The sequence below is a fragment of the uncultured Alistipes sp. genome, from assembly GCF_963931675.1.
Classification (GTDB): domain Bacteria; phylum Bacteroidota; class Bacteroidia; order Bacteroidales; family Rikenellaceae; genus Alistipes.
Genome location: NZ_OZ007039.1, coordinates 667,092 through 685,417 on the forward strand (window position 1 = coordinate 667,092; position 18,326 = coordinate 685,417).

The 18,326-nt window shown below is 48.0% G+C and carries 17 protein-coding genes; 15 read left to right on the top strand and 2 right to left on the bottom strand.

Features of this window, described 5'->3' with window-relative positions; all coding sequences use genetic code 11:
- Positions 1-12: 12 nt before the first annotated feature.
- The 3 genes from ABGT65_RS02895 to ABGT65_RS02905 are packed head-to-tail and all read left to right on the top strand — an operon-like array spanning position 13 to position 2,353.
- Positions 13-468 carry a hypothetical protein gene (locus ABGT65_RS02895; protein ID WP_289542193.1) on the top strand — a complete coding sequence of 152 codons (456 nt, stop codon included), beginning with the start codon at positions 13-15 and terminating at the stop codon, positions 466-468.
- A complete protein-coding gene (locus ABGT65_RS02900) occupies positions 468-2,162 on the top strand; it encodes an ADP-ribosyltransferase domain-containing protein (protein ID WP_346699671.1) in 1,695 nt (564 codons plus the stop codon). Before ABGT65_RS02895 ends, ABGT65_RS02900 begins: the two co-directional genes overlap by 1 nt.
- Entirely contained in the window at positions 2,159-2,353 is a 195-nt protein-coding gene (locus ABGT65_RS02905; protein WP_196053086.1) for a hypothetical protein, read from the top strand. Before ABGT65_RS02900 ends, ABGT65_RS02905 begins: the two co-directional genes overlap by 4 nt.
- A 119-nt stretch (positions 2,354-2,472) precedes the next feature.
- On the opposite strand, the gene ABGT65_RS02910 is transcribed toward ABGT65_RS02905, so the two are convergent.
- Positions 2,473-2,949 carry a hypothetical protein gene (locus tag ABGT65_RS02910; protein ID WP_346699672.1) on the bottom strand — a complete coding sequence of 159 codons (477 nt, stop codon included), beginning with the start codon at positions 2,947-2,949 and terminating at the stop codon, positions 2,473-2,475.
- A gap of 7 nt (positions 2,950-2,956) precedes the next feature.
- Positions 2,957-3,370: a hypothetical protein gene (locus ABGT65_RS02915; protein WP_281515309.1), complete on the bottom strand. Its 414-nt coding sequence runs from the start codon at positions 3,368-3,370 to the stop codon at positions 2,957-2,959.
- A 1,263-nt stretch (positions 3,371-4,633) separates the two neighbouring features.
- On the opposite strand from ABGT65_RS02915, the gene ABGT65_RS02920 reads away from it, so the two are divergent.
- The 12 genes from ABGT65_RS02920 (at position 4,634) to ABGT65_RS02975 (ending at position 18,280) form a co-directional block, all read left to right on the top strand.
- Positions 4,634-5,353, top strand: coding sequence for a hypothetical protein (locus ABGT65_RS02920; RefSeq protein ID WP_346699673.1), 720 nt, complete (start codon positions 4,634-4,636; stop codon positions 5,351-5,353).
- 18 nt (positions 5,354-5,371) lie between these two features.
- Positions 5,372-5,953, top strand: coding sequence for a hypothetical protein (locus ABGT65_RS02925; RefSeq protein ID WP_346699674.1), 582 nt, complete (start codon positions 5,372-5,374; stop codon positions 5,951-5,953).
- Positions 5,954-5,970: 17 nt separating this feature from the next.
- Positions 5,971-7,071: a major capsid protein gene (locus tag ABGT65_RS02930; RefSeq protein WP_196053091.1), complete on the top strand. Its 1,101-nt coding sequence runs from the start codon at positions 5,971-5,973 to the stop codon at positions 7,069-7,071.
- 52 nt (positions 7,072-7,123) lie between these two features.
- Entirely contained in the window at positions 7,124-7,435 is a 312-nt protein-coding gene (locus tag ABGT65_RS02935) for a DUF6706 family protein (RefSeq protein WP_196053092.1), read from the top strand.
- Positions 7,429-7,818: a hypothetical protein gene (locus tag ABGT65_RS02940; RefSeq protein ID WP_196053093.1), complete on the top strand. Its 390-nt coding sequence runs from the start codon at positions 7,429-7,431 to the stop codon at positions 7,816-7,818. The genes ABGT65_RS02935 and ABGT65_RS02940 overlap by 7 nt, the downstream gene beginning before the upstream one ends.
- A gap of 11 nt (positions 7,819-7,829) precedes the next feature.
- Complete coding sequence (locus ABGT65_RS02945; protein WP_230324921.1) at positions 7,830-8,243, top strand: hypothetical protein; 414 nt, start codon at positions 7,830-7,832, stop codon at positions 8,241-8,243.
- 11 nt (positions 8,244-8,254) lie between these two features.
- Positions 8,255-8,797, top strand: coding sequence for a hypothetical protein (locus ABGT65_RS02950; RefSeq protein WP_196053095.1), 543 nt, complete (start codon positions 8,255-8,257; stop codon positions 8,795-8,797).
- A gap of 76 nt (positions 8,798-8,873) precedes the next feature.
- A complete protein-coding gene (locus ABGT65_RS02955) occupies positions 8,874-9,455 on the top strand; it encodes a hypothetical protein (RefSeq protein ID WP_196053096.1) in 582 nt (193 codons plus the stop codon).
- A gap of 223 nt (positions 9,456-9,678) precedes the next feature.
- The gene (locus tag ABGT65_RS02960) at positions 9,679-13,584 is read left to right on the top strand and encodes a hypothetical protein (protein WP_346699675.1); all 3,906 of its coding nucleotides are present in this window, start codon (positions 9,679-9,681) and stop codon (positions 13,582-13,584) included.
- A 4-nt stretch (positions 13,585-13,588) separates the two neighbouring features.
- The gene (locus tag ABGT65_RS02965) at positions 13,589-14,107 is read left to right on the top strand and encodes a hypothetical protein (protein WP_346699676.1); all 519 of its coding nucleotides are present in this window, start codon (positions 13,589-13,591) and stop codon (positions 14,105-14,107) included.
- 1 nt (position 14,108) lies between these two features.
- The gene (locus ABGT65_RS02970) at positions 14,109-15,317 is read left to right on the top strand and encodes a LamG domain-containing protein (RefSeq protein ID WP_346699677.1); all 1,209 of its coding nucleotides are present in this window, start codon (positions 14,109-14,111) and stop codon (positions 15,315-15,317) included.
- Positions 15,302-18,280, top strand: a complete 2,979-nt coding sequence (locus ABGT65_RS02975) for a hypothetical protein (protein ID WP_346699678.1) — start codon at positions 15,302-15,304, stop codon at positions 18,278-18,280. The genes ABGT65_RS02970 and ABGT65_RS02975 overlap by 16 nt, the downstream gene beginning before the upstream one ends.
- Positions 18,281-18,326: the final 46 nt, after the last annotated feature.

The following is an 18,326-nucleotide window of genomic DNA, read 5'->3' on the forward strand; positions in this document are numbered from 1 at the left end:
ACTAACTAAGATATGGGTAACATAGTAGCAAAATTCGACATAGATAAGCTATTTGCAGGCGTTTACGAGGCGGTAGACATCATAACGGCCACCGTTGTAGACGCTATGCAAATGGCTTGTTTAGAGGTTACGCGGAACGCTAAGCTATTGAACACCTACAAAGACCGGACACACCTGCTGCGTTCGTCGATTGGCTTTGTTATCTACAATCACGGCGAAAAGGTAGCGGAAAGTTTTAGTTCTACCGGTGGCGAGAAAGGGAGCGAAGGCGTAGAAGAAGGTAAGCGTATGGCAGCGCAAGCGGCCGCACAATACCCGAACGACATAGTAGCCGTTATCGTTGCCGCAGCCGATTATGCCCTATACGTCGAAAGTAAGGGGTACGACGTAATTAGCGGGCCTTGTAGTGAGTTAAACGGCATTTTAAGTAAGTATATACGAATTGCAATAGAAGAACTTAGGGCGTAATGGATAAAAGGCAGGAAGTTATACGATATATAGCGAGCGTAGAAAAGCAGCTTTACGCCCTGTTCGGCGATACCTACCACGCGGCCCTAAAACTTACCGAGGTTAGGAAAGCGATAGAATCGGGGGCTACCTTCTCTTGGAAGGGGAACCCGGCCGCCGAACGTAAGTTAGACCGGTACCTAAAAGACCTTAGCAGTAAAACAGCCCTTATTACTAAGAACGGTATTATAGGAAGTTGGGACAAAGGAGAAGCACGGGTAAAGGAACAGGCGTTAGAAGTATTCGGGAAGACTTCGGCACAGCGGAAAGAAACTACCGACATTTGCGAACAGGCAGTAAAGGCACACCGGGCCAAAGGTGCGACGGGACACGCTTACGCCAATGCCGACCGCGAGGGCATGAACCTATCTACCCGCGTTTGGAATTTGACGGCAAAGGCGAAACAAGAACTTGAAATTATCATACAAAACGGCATACTTGAAGGGAAAAGCCCGGAAGAAGTAAGCCGTAGCCTTCGCGGTTACTTGAACAACCCCGACGCGCTTTATAGACGGGTGCGCAACAAAGAAACCGGGGAACTTGAATTAAGCCAAGCGGCAAAGAAATACCACCCCGGCCAAGGCGTATATAGGTCGGCGTACAAAAACGCCCGCCGTCTTGCAGTTACCGAAATGAACGCGGCCTACCGTCGTGCAGAGTGGGAAAGCTACCAAAATAACCCCCTTATTATCGGGTATGAAATTCGGTTAAGCAATAACCACACGACCACCGTAAACGGGAAGGTAAAGCGGCTTGTAGACATTTGCGACAAATTGGCCGGCCGATACCCTAAAACTTTCCGGTGGACGGGGTGGCACCCGCATTGCCGTTGCGAAATGGTGCCTATCTTCATTTCGGAAAGCGATTTTAGGGAACGGATAAGAGCGCGTAAGGCCGGGAAATTGAAGGATTGGAATCCGAACCCAAGGCAGGAAGTAACACAGGTTCCGAAAGCCCTAACCGATTGGATAGCCCAAAACGAGGAACGCTCGAAGGGTTGGCAGACCTTACCGTACTTCGTTCGGGATAACCGGAAAAGTATAGGCACATTGCCGGTAAACACCTATACCGCCGAAGAACGTAAGTTTACGAGGGCGAGAAGTACGGCCGAAGCAATGGAACGGGCAACGCAATTACTTAGTACGCTTTACCCGGATATTCAGAATACGGAACTTGCGGCCCTTCATCACTACACCCAGCAGGGCGGGAACTACCGGCAGCTTAATAAGCAGTTGGATAAAGGCGACCTTACCGACTTTAACAAGGCTTCGGCTTCCCTTATGGCTAAGGCGTTGGAAGGATTGCCGAAATATCGGGGAACCGTCTACCGGGGCGCGATTATGAAGCGGAAGGATTACGAACGCCTTTACGCCGGCAAAGACGAAGTAAAACACGCTATTTTCACTTCATCGACAAAAACGCCGGCGGTTGCTTACCGGTTTGCCAACTATCGGGTTTTGAAGAAGACGGAAGTAAGGGTACTTTTTGAAATTCAGAGCAAAAACGGCCGCGACATATCCGACATTTCGGAATTTAACGGTAAATTTGCTCCCGAAGACCAGCGGGAAGTATTATTTACTAACGGCACCCGGTTTAAGATAGTGAAGCACGAAATTTCCGGGCAAGAAGTTCGCATAACACTTGTAGAGCTATGACAGAAGTAAAAGAAATAGATAAATGGCCCGATAACGATAAATGGGCGAAGGCCCGTAAGGATTGGGACGCAATGCCGAAGGACGAAAAAGAAGCGTACCGGCGGGAACACGCGGCCGCTATTGACCGCTGGGAAGCAGAAACCGACGCTATGGCGGAAGACGACGATACAGAAGAAAAGAAGAAGGAGTAGCACCGCGCTACTCCTTCCTTATTTTTCCCGAATTTTGATTTTGTGGCCTTCAATTCCGCAGGGATATAGACCGGTACCCGACAAAGGAGATAAACGGAAATAGGGCCGTTTCTGACCGGCTATTGTTTTACGAAAATGTACGGTAGCGACAAATTGGGGTCGTGAAGGTGCATTTTCGTATCGCTTTTTATTGAAAGCGTGAATTTCCTATATAGTTTCTTTGTAGAAGTCCGGTATAAGCGTAGTTCATCGGCCGTGTTCGATACCCAATAATAACACGGTACATCTTCGTAACCTTCGCTATGGTAAACCAATTCGCCAAAGGCCGAGAATAACAGCCGTTCGCCTTCGATAAAGTCGTTTTCGTAGATTTCTACGGGCTTATTGTTTTGGGTTCCGAATATGATTTTATCCGGGTCGGGTTGCAATTCGGCACCGGGATAACTCCCAAGGTTGGAAAATTGTGTATCGGCCCAAGTTCCATTAAACACGGATAAGGCTTTTTCTTGTTGTTCGGTATAGTTTCTTCCGGGGTCTTCATCTTTGGAACACCCTACCAACAGAAAGAGCGCACATAACAGGCAAAAGTGTTTCATAAGATACTTAGTTAAACAGTTCGTAAAATTCATTCCCGGATTTCATTTGCTTGATATTTTCCGGTAATTGCTCGCCTATCTTTGAAAGGTCGTTTGTAAGCCTTTCTTTCAACTTCAAAAAATCCGCGTCTATGTTTTTCGTTATTTGGTCGTAGTTGTTTTCCGACTTATCCAACCCCGAATAATTGAGTTCGGAAATACTATCGTAGAAACGATTTAATAACATTTCTTTTGCTTTCTCTTTGCTTCCCGAAGCAAGTAATTTGCGTATTTCAAAGTTAAAGTTAGACTTATTCGAATATCCGCAATTTTCGCGCAGTTTCTTAACGTCATTCGTCATTATCCATAACTTGAAGAATAGGATAATTTGCAGGAAGGCAGCCGCAAGTGTTAGTAGGGCTAATAGTTCTTCTATTTGCATAGTCGTAAAATTTGCGCCCCAAGAACCCGAACAGGCAATTACTAAACGCAGAAAGCGTGGGCCTTATCGGTTTACAAGTTTAAGGCATCGCCAAACGCCCACCATAGAATAAACCATAACCCACGCTTAGCGATATATCGGAAATGGATATACAGCCAGCGAGCGTTAATAGGTTCGTCTATGGTTCGTTAATTGGCGATTTTCAAACTTAGATACCTATACGCTTCCGTACACGTTCCCGGATTTCTCCCCGGAAACGTTGCAAATATACTGCAAAAACACTAAACAACACTATTTTACGGCGAAAAATCGAGCAAGGAGCAAGGCAGGAGCTACCCCAGCCCCTACGCAGGAGCAGGCCAGCACCAGCCCAGCGGCAGGCTTGGGGCTATGGTACTTCGGAATCAAATAGTTACGCTTATTTCGTTGCTTAATGTGTTGTAGTACAATAATTTGCGATTTTTCAAAATTTGAGAGTAAGCCCCAGCCCAGCCCCTAACCAGCCCCAAGGCAGCCCCACAATTTCGCGCGGAACATTCGGCGCAATTTTCATTTTTACAAAATCAATAAATAACTATATATCAATAAATAACGCGCACACAAGCGAGGGGCTGGCCAGCCCTTGGGCAGCCCCAAGCGTGCCCCTTCTTAGGGGCACTGGATAAATATAAAGAAAAAGAATATTTCTTTATAGGGGGTATGGGGGGAACCTTTCTTTACGAACATACCCCGGAAGCTACTACCAACATTTCGGAATAGCTTGCAACATTACTTGCAACATTAACTACCAACATTTCGGAATAGCTTGCAACATTACTTGCAACATTAACTACCAACATTACCGGAATGATGATAGTAACCGCCGCTATGTTGATAGTTCAACCGGGGGGAATAATGCGAGTAACACAAGGGTAACAAAATCCCCGTTTTTCTACTTATTCGAGAAGGGCCGGATAACGGACGAAGTAAGAATACCCGTTTTTGCCCTTTCTCGTGCCCGCTGTTCGACTTTATGCGGTTGGCTGGTGTATTTCCTTGTTTGGAGAATAAAACGCGCTAAAATCGCCTTCTTTTGCCATTCCTTACGCTGCATTGCCATTTGTTCGCAAAATCACTTACTCAGTAACAGCCGAACAAGAAGCGGCCCAGCCCTTACGGTTGAATTGTTGAAACGAGTGTAGAGAACTTGCAACGCTATACAAATATTCGTATTACTATAATACGTTTCTTTGTCGCAGGTTTAATTAAATCCCAAAAATCAAAATGGAACTAAACGAAATTGTAGCACTACTTGAAACGCAGTTTCCGGGCGTGCGAAAAGACGGGCTTAACCAGCTTGCGCGAGTTATCGCCATGCAAGTTAATACCAAGGAAGAAGCTACCGGTATCGTAGGTAAACTTACCGCCGAAGCCGTAGCGAAGTTTGTAGCGGATTGGCGCAAAGACGCGGACGCGGAAATAGACAAAGCGAACAAAACGCGCGAGGACAACCTGCGCAAGAAGTACGACTTTGTGGAAAAGAAACCGGGAGAAGGCGGTACCCCACCCGCACCGGCCGGAACCTTGGACGCCGCAACCGTGCAAACAATGATTACGAACGCCGTAAAGGAAGCTACTAAGGGCTTGCAGTCCGAAGTAATGAGCCTTCAAAGCGCGGCCGTAACCGCCAACCGCCGGGAAACGCTTGTTAAAGAGCTTGCCGACGTACCCGAAGCCTACAAAGCTAAGGTTCTTAAAGATTTCGACAGGGTAGCCAAACTTGGCGGCTTTGCCGACGAAAACGCCTTTAACGAGTATCTGACCGAAACCAAGAACGACGTAGCAGCCTTCGGCCAAGAGTTGGCAGACCGGGGCCTAAGCCTTCACGAAAAACCGGTACTTGGTTCCCCCAACAAGGACGGAGTAAGCGCGGGCGTAGAAAGCTACATACAGGCAAAGGCCGCCGAAGCCGAAAATAAAGGCTTGGGCGGTAAAGAGGTTTAACGCTTAAACACTTGTAAAATGCTTAGAATCGACAGGAAAAAGGATAACCGCGTTATTCGCGCGTTTACCCACAAGCTCGCCGATATTCCGAACGGTATTACCGTTTCAGCCGCCGACCTTACGCAGAAAGTTCTGCACGAAGGTACGCCGGTAGGAAAGGACGAAAACGGGCTTTACCATGTAGTGAAAGTAGCCGTTCTTGCGGACGACGCTACGAACTCCGCTACCACCTACACCGTAAAGAAGGGCCATAACTTCAAAGTCGGCGACGCGCTTATGCTGGCTTCCGGTAAAGCGGCTTACGCTATTACCGCTATCGCCACAAACAGCGGCGACGCGACCAAAGACGACCTTACGGTAGGTACAACCCTTGGAGTTGCCGCAAAAGCCGGCGATTCGCTTTACCTCGCAGCCAAGGCCGGGGCTTCGGGGGCAGCTTTCAAATACGCACCGGTAGCCCTTGTAGGCGAAAGCTACGACGTAGACGCGCTTAGCAACCATATCGTAAACGCCGTAACTATCGGGCAGATTCGGGAAAGCAATATCCCGCCTATCGGTGCCGAAGTGAAAGCCAAACTTACCGGTATTCAGTTTATCTAATTTAATCGGGAAAAGTTATGCAAAGGAGCTTAATGATTGGCATTACCGAAAGGGATATGCAGGCCGTAGTTAATACCTACGACCTTAAACCGTATTACTATCCTACCTTGTTCCCCTTGAAGGAGAACTACACGCTTACGTGGAAAGCCCTTGAAGCGCAGGTAGGGTTAAAGATTGCCGGCGACCTTGTAGCGCGTGGCGCAAGTATCAACAAGAAGACCCGCGAAGCTATTGCGCGTATTCAGGGCGATATTCCGAAAGTGGCTATTAAGCGCACCAAGGACGAAAACGAGCTTAACGAATACGACATTATGGTAGCCATGACTTCCGCGAACCCCGACCTTCGGGCGTTGGTAGAAGCGTGGGCCGAAGATACGCAGTACTGCTGGGACGGGGTGGCCGCCCGCTTGGAATGGATTGCGTTGCAGTCTATTTCGTTGGGTAAAGTAACGCTTACCAACGACAACAACAATAGCGTAATTACCGAATACGACGTAGATTATCAAATCGACGCAACGCAGAAGGTAGGATTTCAGACCGGCTCGGCCGCTTGGAACACCACCGGCGCAAAACCGTTTAGCAAGGACTTTAAGGCTATCGTAGCTAAGGCCAAGAAGAAGGGTATTAGCTTGAAGTACGCCTTTATGAACCTTGACACCTTCGCGCTTATGGTTCAGACCGAGGAAGTAACGAAACTTTCCGCTTCGTTCGCGGCTAACGCCTTGAACATCGCACAAACGCCGAGCTTGGAACAGGTAAACGCGGCTATGAAGGGTTTGGCGTACCTGCGCGGCTTGCAGGTCGTAGTTATCGACCAAGATATTACTATCGAGAAGGACGACGGAAGCCGTATTACCGGCAACCCGTTCGCCGATAACGTGGTAATGTTCAGCGAAAGCAAGGTACTCGGTTCAACCTATTGGAAGAAGCCGGCCGATATGAACCTTAAAGGTTCCGTAGCTATCAAAGCTATGAACGGCCACACTTGCGTAAAGAAGTATTCCACCGAGGAACCTATCGAAGAAGTTACCGTAGGAATTGCAAACGCTTTCCCGGCTTGGCTTTCTTCGGGTCGTTCCTTCCTTTTGGACACTTCTAACAGCACTTGGACACACTAACGAAGACGGGGCCGGCCGGCAACGGTCGCCCCTATTCTAACACCCGCTACCAATGACTTACAAAGAATGGATAACTAAAACGGTCGGCAGATTCCAGCTAACGGCGGACGACGTGGATTTGATACTTTGCAACCAAAGTAACCTTATCCCCGACCCGGACGCACCGGTAGACGTACGGAAGGCAAAAACGGCCATTTGCCGCGAGTTTACAACGCTTATCCCCCTTGCTAATATCGGGGAAGGCGGGTATTCCATTAGTTGGAATTGGGACGCTATCAAACTTTGGTATAACGCGGCTTGCGCCGAATTAGGCATTACGCCGGCCAGCAAGCCCAAAATTCGGAATAAAAGCAACGTATGGTAACGACTTCCTACCAATACCCGCAATACCTGTACGCCTTGCAGCACAACGGCGAAAGCGTCCAATTACCTAACGGTTCTTGGGAAACGCCCGCCGCCGCATGGGAGTTAAAAGCAGCTTGCCGAGAAGAAACCAACGGTAAAGGTTCGACAATTCAGACCGCCGACGGAGAAACCCGCGTATTCGCTTCGCTTATCCAGCTACCGAAAGGTACGGCCAAAATTCCCGAAGGCACGCAGGTAATTGTAACGCGGGAAGAAGTAGAAGTGAGCCAACTTGCGAATACCGATTTTGTCGAAGCGGCCAAAGCAACGGGCTTAGTTGTAGTAACCGGAACTTGTGAAAAGTTCGACCCCGGCCGGCTTCATTGCCGGTTATGGATTTAACACAGATAGCTATGCAAAGTATAGAAACCGATGATATTCTTTTTGAGATTCTGAACGCTTCGGCCGAATTGAAAGCGGCCCTTAGCGGCGGAATATTCGTGCAGGGAGAACGGCCGGATAATTCCGGGAAGGAAGACGTAGTAATTAACAACCTATTCCTTAACCACGAAGTACCGCAAACCGGAACTTCAAACGTAAATATCCACGTCCCCGACAAAAAGGAAAGAATATGCCGAACCGAACAATTTAAGGCGAATAGGGAGCGAATACGCGAACTAACGGCTATTGTTTTATCGGTTCTAAAATCGGCGAACATTACCGGGCTGACTATTCGTGTTTCTACGGAAACCATAATTAAAGAACCGGGCATTAACGAGCATTACAACAACTTGCGGGTAGAATGGAACATACAGCGAACTAATTAAAATTTACGACAATGGCAGAAGCAAAGAAAACTTATACTATCGGCCTTTCCAAGATTGAGGTAGGCGCAATTGCCGAAGACGGCGGTATGGGGGACACTTTGGCGGTATTGGGTTATACCTACCAAGACACCTGCACGATGACGCAGGAAGACCCGGAAACGACCGACCACTACGCCGAAGAAGTGGACGACCCCGTAGTAAGCATTAGCCGGGGTGGGAAGACGAACTTTAACTTTTCGATTATGAACCCTTCGGTTACGGTTCTTGCCGACCTTTTGGGCGGGACAGGAACGGCCGGCAACGGTTCCGATACGCAGGATAAATGGGAAGCCCCGGATAAAATCCCGGTAGTCGAAAAGTCGGTACGCATTACCCCGGAACAGGGCCTTAAATTCGAGATTCCGCGCATGAAACTCGTAAGCAAGATTAACGCGACTTTCAGCAAAAGCGGTATTCTTCTTATCGAGGTCGCCGGTACCGTATTGCAGCCGACCAAAACGGGAACTAAGAAAATGACCGCTACGCTTATGACCCCGACAGACGTACAGGCATAACGCGGGGAAAATCCTTGTTCGAACCCGAAAGCCCCCCAAATGAAAGTTTCGGGGGGCTTTCTTAGTATAAAACGATATGAACGAAGATAACATAAGAGAAAAAACGGATTTTGAGTTAGAGCGCGAAGAACTTAACCTTTTGGTAAAGCAGGGTATAAAGTTCAGCGTTACGCACAAAGTTCGCCGACGTAAAAAAGGCGTTAAAGGGTTCTTTCAACGCCCCGAAGTAGTTACGGTAAAAGAGGATTTCGAAATACAGGAACCTACGCTTTCGGTTCTTGACAGGCTTAGCGCGATATGGGTAGAAATGGTGGTAAACGAAGACCGACTTACGGCCGGCGGAACGGAAACCTTGGCGGAAGCTAAACGGATAGCCAAAGATAACGCCGCACGTATGGCCCGAATAATCGCTATTGCCGTATTGGGCGAAGATTACCACGTTACCGAAGTCGGTACGGGCGGACGGATTAGGAAATATAACGACGATAAGGAGTTAGACCGGCTTACGGCTCTTTTCTTCCACACTATAAAGCCTTCCAAATTGGTAGGGCTTTCCGAAGCCATAACCAGCGTAAGCAACTTAGGGGATTTTATAAACTCTATGCGATTGCAGAGCGGCGCAAGGACGACCCAACCGAGGACGGAGCGCATAGAGTAACCGGGCTAAATAGTCCTTATGGCCGCCGGGGTTCGATTTGCGCCCACCTTGGCTGGACTTGGGATTACTTACATCACGGCGTAGCATGGGCCATTGTGCAACGGTTGTTAATTGACGCGCCAAGTATTGCCGACGACGAAGACGGAAGCACAGATACCAAAGCGACCAAGATAACCAGCGAGAACGCCGAAAGTATTTTACAACAAATAAATAACCTTATCCGATGAATATAAAAGGCGGTGCCTTGGAGTTCGATATAATTGCGAATAACGGGCAAATAAATAGCGCATTGGACGAAACCAAAAGGCGAATACAGGGGTTCACGGACGCGACCGTAGAAGGTGGCGAACAAATGGAAGCCGCCTTTAAGGAAATTGCCGCCCAAATCGACGCAGCATTTAGAGATATAGACGCTATGGCGGCAACCCATAGTAACGCTATTTCCGATTTGAAAAAGGAATATGCAAGACTTGGAGCCGAAGCCGGGGGCGTATATAGCAAGATTTACGGACAGTCGGGACACAGAACCGACGAACAAAAGAAGATAGCCGATGAAATAAAGCTACGCGAACGGCTATTACAAGAAATTGGAGAATCGGCCGACGCACTCGCCGAGGAAGAACGCGCATTTAAGAAGCGTTACGAAGAAGTACAGAAGAACGCAGCAGCGCAAAAGACCTTCCGCACCCAGCTACGGGAAGTACGCGAGGAATTGGCCGCTATGGAACTTGCCGGCGAAACCAATTCGGAAGCGTACGCCAAATTACAGGCACGGTTCGGCCAGCTTAGCAAAGCTATGGACGCAGTAACCACGCAGGCCAATATTTTGAAGAAAGGCGAACGCGGCTGGGAAGGTCTTATTTCCGGTATTTCCGGCGTTGCCGGTGCCTTTTCCGCCGCCCAAGGTGCGGTAAGCCTGTTTGCCGGCGAAAACGAGAATATGCAAAAGATTATGGTTAAAATTCAGTCTTTAATGGCTATAACCATAGGCTTACGCGAAGTTCAGTTAATGTTAGACAAAGACGAAGCATTTATGTTAGTAACGCTTCGTAAGGCAAAAGACCTTTATACGGCAGCTATTACCCGTATGAGCGTTGCGCTGGGTATTTCTAACGTTGCGGCAAAGGCGTTAATGGCTACTCTTACCTTGGGGCTTTCGGTAGCGATTACGGCGGTAATTACCCTTGTATCGAAATATATAAGCAAAACGAGGGAAGCCAAGAAAGCACAAGAAGAATTTAATTCGAAGGTCGTAGAAACGGCCGTAGAACCCATAGCGGCTATTAACGAACTTGCCTACGCTTGGAATAAGCTCGGCAACGACATGAACGCGAAAAACAAATTTATCGAAGACAACAAAGACCGCTTCGATGATTTGGGATTTTCCATTAGAACGGTAAAAGACGCGGAAGATTTGTTAGTAGCCAATAAATCCAAGTTTATAGAAGCCTGTTTGCAGCGTGCTAAGGCTTTTGCCGTACAGGAATTGGCCGTAGAAAAATACAAGGAAGTATTACAGGCCCAGCAGGAATTAGAAGCAACCCCGAAAGCGTACGTGTCGAAGAAGGGAACCTATACGGACGGTTACGGCGTGCAGCGAAAAGGGGTTGTTTTGGAAAAATCCAGCAATTGGCAGAAGGCAGAAGCAGCCGTAGAGAAGGCCGAAAGAGAGTACGAAGCATTGGTACGCCAGCAAGTAGAATTTTCCGATAAAGAACGCGAAATATTGGCTTCCATAGGTGCCGGTTCGGAGCAAATAGCGGAAGGCAGTATAGCGGCTTTGGAAAAGACTATTTCCGCCTTGAAAACGAAGTACAAGGAAGCGGCCACCGATACGGAACGGACGGCGTTGTTAAAGCAAATCCAAGAGCAGGAAGCATTACTTAAAAAAATAGACTTGACGGCCACCGATACCGACGGCGATAAGGAGAAAGACCCGTTTACGGAGAAGTTAGAGCAACGAAAAAAGAAATACCAAGAGTACGCCAATTGGCTAAATTCCACGAACGAAGATATACGGAATAGCGCGAAAACGGAATTTGCCGGATTATTGGCCGACGGCGAAAGTTACGAAGCCTACCTTAAAAACCTTAAACGGGAGTTAGAAGCATTGCCGGAAACGGCCGACCGGAATAAGAAAATATCGGTAGTGTCTAACGAGCTTGTAAGTATCGAAAAAGATACTTACATGGACGGTTATACCAAGAGTTTGGAAAAACAGATTTCGTTAGCCGATACCCTTGTAGAAAAGTTGGCGATTATCGCCGACAAACGTAAAGAACTCGAAACGGACGATAGCGGACTAACCAAGGAAAAGGGGGCAGTTTTAGACACCGAGCAAGCGAACATAGCGACGCAGGCCCAAGAGGACTACGCGAAGGCCATGCGCGATTATAACGACTATTTGCAAAGTAAAATAGACGCGGAATTATCGTACCAAACCCGCCGTAGGGAATTGGAAATAGCGATAGAGAAGGAAACGGACGCAGAGCGAAAGAAAATACTCGAAACACAGTTAAAAACGCTCGATACCACCCAGCAGTTAAAGCAGACAACGGACTACGACGCATTGGTAGAGGAATACAAAACCTATCAGCAGAAATGCGCCGATATTTCCGCGCAATACGACAAAAAAATAGCCTTGGCGACCGAGCAGAAGAACGAAGAATTAGTAGCGAAGTTGCAGGAAGCCAAGAATAAGGCCCTTTCGTCGGCTGCATTGCAGGAATTGCAGGATAGCGGGGCTTGGGAACAACTTTTCGGGAACCTCGACGACCTTACTACGGCGCAAATACAGGCCCTTATAGCCAAAATCGAAGCGCAAAAGGCCCAATTAGGCGTAGAACTCGACCCGAAAGACTTAGACGTAGTTTTAAGCAAACTACGGGAAGCCAAGGACGAAGTACAGACCCGCAACCCGTTTAAGGCCCTTTCTACGGCTTTGAAGGACTATAACAACGACGCAAGCAAAGCGAACCTATCCGAAGTATTCAAAAGTGTAGGGGCTACGGCCGATTTGGTAAAGGGTTCGTTCGACGCGGTTACGGGTGCGCTTTCGAATATGGGACTTGCCGGCGACGAAGTAACCCAGCAGCTTTTAGGCGACATCGGCGAAATGATAGGTTCCGCCGGGCAGTTGGCTACCGGTATCGCAACCGGCAACCCGCTGGGGATTATACAGGGTAGTATCGGCCTTATTTCTTCCGCGTTCGAAGTGTTCAACTTCCGCGACCGCCGGGCCGAACGTGCCATTAAGAAGCACGCGGCCGCCGTCGAAGAATTGGATCGAGAGTATAAAGCACTCGAACACGCCGTAGATAAGGCGTTAGGCGAATCGGTTTACGACAACCAAAAGGCCCTTATCAACAATATGCGCGAACAACAAGTGCACTTGCGGGCCATGTGGCAAGAGGAAGAAGGGAAGAAGAAAACCGATAGCGGCAAGGTAAGCCAATACAAGGAACAATACGAAGAATTAGGCAGCCAAATCGAAGATACCATAGCCGAAATTACGGAAAGCGTTACGCAGACTTCGGCGAAGGACTTGGCTACGCAATTGTCCGACGCGATAGCCGAAGCCTACGCGGACGGATTCAATAGCGACAATGTAAAAAATGCGATTGAAAAGGTTACGAACCAAGTATTAGGTAATGCCGTAAAGAACGCCTTAAAGAAACAACTTCTTGAACAGCAGCTACAAAGTGCCGTAAAGCAGTTGCAGCGCGATATGGGTTTCGATAAAGAAGGCGGCGGTTCCTTCGACGGCTTGACCCCGGAAGAACAACAGCGGTTTAAGGATATGGTAAACTCGATAGCCCAAGGGTACGCCGAAGCCTTGAAGTTGTACGAAGACCTGTTTAAGGATTTGGACGATACGGGCGACCCCACTACGAGCCTATCGGGTGCGATTAAAGGAGCCAGCCAAGAGAGTATAGACCTATTGGCCGGGCAAACGAACGCCGTGCGTGTAAACCAAGTACAACAAATAGAGGTTTTGCGCCAGCAGCTTATACACCTTGCCAACATCGACGGCAAGCTAAGCGTATCGAACCGGTACCTTGAACAGATAGAAAAAAACACTTCGGGAAGCGCGTCCGACCCGTTACGGGCGCAAGGAATAACTATGTAATGATATGAAAGTAAATAAACAATTGGCCCGCGACGCCAAAAAGAAAGGTATTTGCGAAGAATGGTACGACCGCCTTATAGATACCAAGGAGAAAGACAAACTTATAAAAATGTACCTTGAAGGTATCGACTTCTGCCTAAGCAACGAGTACCCCAGCAATGAATTTATACGCCGGCACTTCGTAGGCACTTGCGAAGCCTACGGCGTATTCCTCGACCGAGCTATTACGGCCGGAAACTTCCGGCACGTAGTAGCCCTTGGGCATTGCGAGGGTACAGCCACTTACGACGGTTGGAACGTCGGGCAGGTATTCGTAAAGCACCAAAGCCGGTTAAAGGTTCTTGCTACCGGTAATTCCTTCGTCATGGTAGACGTATTCGACGATACCACCGTAGAGGTAGAAGCGCGGGATAACGCGAAGATTTGCGTAAACCACTACGGCGGGAACTTGACGACCACCACCGGCGACGGCGAAGGACACGCGACAATAAAAGTTATTCATAAAACGACTAAAACGTATTGATATGGCAGACGAAAGTAACATTATCCTAAATATGCCTTTCGATGAAGCGGCCGGTTCTACCGTTGCCTACGATTACAGCAAGACACGGGCGGACGGTACGGTAGTAGAAGCGGACTTTACCGGCGGAAAGCAAGGCAATTGTATAAAGTTCGACGGTAACGGGCATTGCGATATAGACAAAAACGTAATTCCCCTTACCGGAAACTTTACCCTTCTTGCTTGGTTGAAGCGTTCGGCCTTCCCGGACGGTTTTACAGGCAAGCGTATCGGATTTTTCGCACGGTGGGAAGCGTTGGAAGGTTATACGGAAGCGTGGTTTAACCTTGCGGCCGATACTTGGGGCTATTGGGTTATCGTCAAAGAGGGCCTAACAATCCGCATTTACCTTGACACCGCATTAGTGCAGACCATTACGCTACCGGCCCAGCCTACCGGTTTCGCTATCCTGCAAGACATTTATACGACCGCCAACGGTTACGGTTGTATCGACGAATTGAAGGTATATAATACCGCTTTAACGCAGGCGGAAATTACCGATAGTATCGCTACGGTGGCGCAATTGGCTTACAGCATAGACGGAACCGATTTTAAGGCTTGGGATATTTATGTAAGCGAAAGTAGCGGCCTTCTTGACCGGCCCAAGATGAAAGCCCCGGTTTCCGTCGATTGGCCGGATTATCACGGGGAGATAGTAGACCTTGAAAACAAGATACTGCAACCCCGCGAAATAACCCTTAATTGCTTTATGAAAGCGAACGGGAAGGTAGACTTTGTTACGAAGCTAAACGACTTCTTGGACGTATTCAGCCGGCCCAACACCCAGCGGCTTATGGTAGATATACACCCTACAAAACCGTTGCTTTACGAAGTCTATAACGAAAACGGGGTAGCTATTAACAAGCGTTGGCGCGACGACCTTATGGTAGGAACCTTTACCTTGAAGTTGAAGGAACCCGACCCGGTAAAGCGTATCGTACGGCACCAGCGTTTAAGCAATGACACGAAGACGCTAACGATTACCCTAACCAGCAGAAAATCGGTTACTATCTTTTGGGGCGACGGAACCCAAACGAACGACGTTTACGGAACCGACGTAACAACCAGCCACGAATATACGACCGACGGAATTTTTTACGCTATTGTCGCCGGCGTTATCGAAGAAATAGAAAGTTTCACTACTAACGGTATTATCGTATGGAACAAATTATAGTAAGACACCCGGACGGGACTACGGCCCTTTTGACTTCGCGGGCGCATAAATCCGGCGTTACCAAGGCTGAACAGAGTATTACGCTGTTAGGGGCCGATACGGTGGCGATAACCGTTAAAAGTGCCACGCCCTTAACCTTCCATTTGGGCGACCAAATAGACGTTTACGGGAAGACCTATACCCTTAACCAGCTTCCGGGCATTAAGAAGACCGGAAACAGGAACTTCGAATATACCCTTACTTTTGAAGGGGTACAGTACGAGTTAATCGACGCGCAATTTTTGTTACCAGACGATACCGTATTAGACAGCTTTACGGGCGATTTGGAAGACTTCTTAGGTATTCTTATAGGGAACCTTACCCGTGTATATCCGGGTAAATGGACGTTAGGCGTTTTCCCGGCCGATACGGAGTTTAAGACGCTAACCTATACGGAAAAGAATTGTTTGGAAGTGTTGCAAGACCTTTGCGAGCAATACAGCACCGAATTTGAGATTACCCAAGCTAACGGCGTTCGTACGCTCAATATCAAAACGGCCGGGGTAAACTTCCCCTATACCTTCCGGTACGGGCGTACCGGCGGGCTTTACGAATTGACGCGCCAAAACATCAATTCCAAGAATGTAGTTACCCGGCTATACGTCTATGGCGGTAGTAGCAACCTTGGGGACAAATACCGTTATACCCGCCTTTGTCTTCCGGGCAAGGCTAAGAACGCTTCCTACATCGAAGACGCGGCCGCTATTGCGGCTTACGGGTTGAAGGAGAATACAAAGATATTCGACGACATCAAACCCGAACGCTACGGCGAAGTAACCGCCGCCGGAAGCGCGTATTATGCCTTTAAGGACGCTACTATGAACTTCGACCTTAACGAAAAGGATAGCGCGGGTAATACAAAGTGGCTTATAGACGGAGTGAACGCAAAGGTAAAGTTCACTACCGGGAACTTGGCCGGCTATGAATTTGACGTACACAAGTACGACCACGCGACGAAGGAAATACAGGTAGTACCGTTCACGGACGAAAACGGCATGAAGTTCCCCAGCGAAACAAGTGCGGCGTTTCAGTTCGGCGTAGGCGATAAGTATTTCTTCACGGATATAAATTTGCCGGACGCTTACAAGACCGACGCAGAAAACGAACTGCTTGCGGAAGGTAACAAGGCAATAACCGAATACAGCCAGCCGCAAGTACAATACGGGTTAAGTATCGACGAAAATTTTATACGTCAGTTCGCCGGCGAATTGACCGTAGTAAACCTTTTCGCCGTCGGCGATTATATCCCGGTGGAAGATGAAGACATAGGCGTAAACAAATCGGTACGAATTACAGCCTTTACGCGCGATTTGTTGCGGGAATACAAGTATAATATAACCTTGGGCGACAGCGTAACCAAAACGACGATTACCCGCGTTATCGAAGACTTGCAGAAAATCGACAATGTTATAGAGATAAACGACCTTGCCGACCCGTCGAAGGCCCGCCGCAATTGGAAAGCCAGCCAAGAGGTATTAGCTAACGTGTTCGACCCCGAAGGCCACTATTACAGCGAGAAGATAAGGCCGCTTTCGATTGAAACGACCATGTTAGCAACCGGCGCACGTTCCCAGCAGTTCGTATTACAGAATACCCGCTTTGAACCGAACTACGAAGGGAATCCCAATACGGTAAAGGTGGTAGGCGGTACGCTGGTTCACTACACGATAGCGGAAATCGTAAAAAGTTGGCAGCTAAATACTGCTACCTTTTCGAACCTTGTAAGCGGGACGGTGTACTATATATACGCCCGTTGCCAAAAGACCGGTACGGCCGGAAACATCGTTTTCGATACAGTACAGCGAAAGGTAGACAGCGACCCGACATATTACTATTTCCTGGTAGGAAGCCTAAGCAGCGCAATAACAGACACCGACGGAAAGCGGCCGGCGCGTCTTATTGCCCTTACTTATGGCGCAACGACCATTAACGGACGCTTCATTACAACGGGACGTATTCAGACGGGCGACGGGAATACATATATAGACCTTGATAATAACCAATTTAGGATAGGCAATGCAAATCGGGCGATAGAATACAACGTAAATAATTCAGGGGCCGTAAAAATAACGAACGCAACGGTAGAACTTAAAAACACCAGCGGGCAAACAATGGTTTATTTTAGCGGTACGGACGGTTCTGGGCAGCTTGCCAAAGGTAATATAACTTGGGATAAAGACGGCAATTTGAAAGCCAAGGGGGGAATATTTACAGACGTGAAAATTTCGGGTTCTTTGCGTAACCCGTTTACACAAGCATCCGATTCCATAGACGTAAATTATAGCGATAATGTGGTACTACTTTCAAGTGGTGGAGGTTGGATAACTGCATATAGTATCCCTTGGGACTTGGGACAAAGCGGAAGACGTATTTGTTTGGTAAGCTATCGTTGGGGAAGCACTATAAGTCAAGGGTGGGCAGGTATTAGCGCGCCGAGCGGAAAATATTTTTTCGAAGATGGTATATCAAAATCGGAATTACAAATTAGCCGCGAAGTTATAGAGTTAATGGGGTATGGCGATGATGAAACCTTTTTTGGGTGGATAGTTCTGCGCCGTGTCAATATGATGACAACCTCGCGGTACGGCCGAAATTTGAATGTATTGGCGCAAGGAGTTGTTTCCGGGTATTCTTCGGGGGCTTCTATTTCCTATAAATCATTTGACGACGGTAGTTTATCCGTTAGCAGATTGGGCGAAGGTAGATATAGGGTAAATGTACCTTCTAATTGGGGATTGATAGCAGGAAGCTATATAGTTATGGCAACAGGAAAGGGCTATTCCGCCGGTAGTTCAACTGCCCCTATAAAAGCTACCGTAGTAAATTTGCAATCTACTTATTTCGAAGTAGATACAAGCGACGACGAAAGCCGTAACGATGGTTCATTTATATTTCAAATAACAAATTTGAACGATTGGTTATAAATTGAGTTTTTAATATTTTACCAACAAGCGTATTATTATAATACGC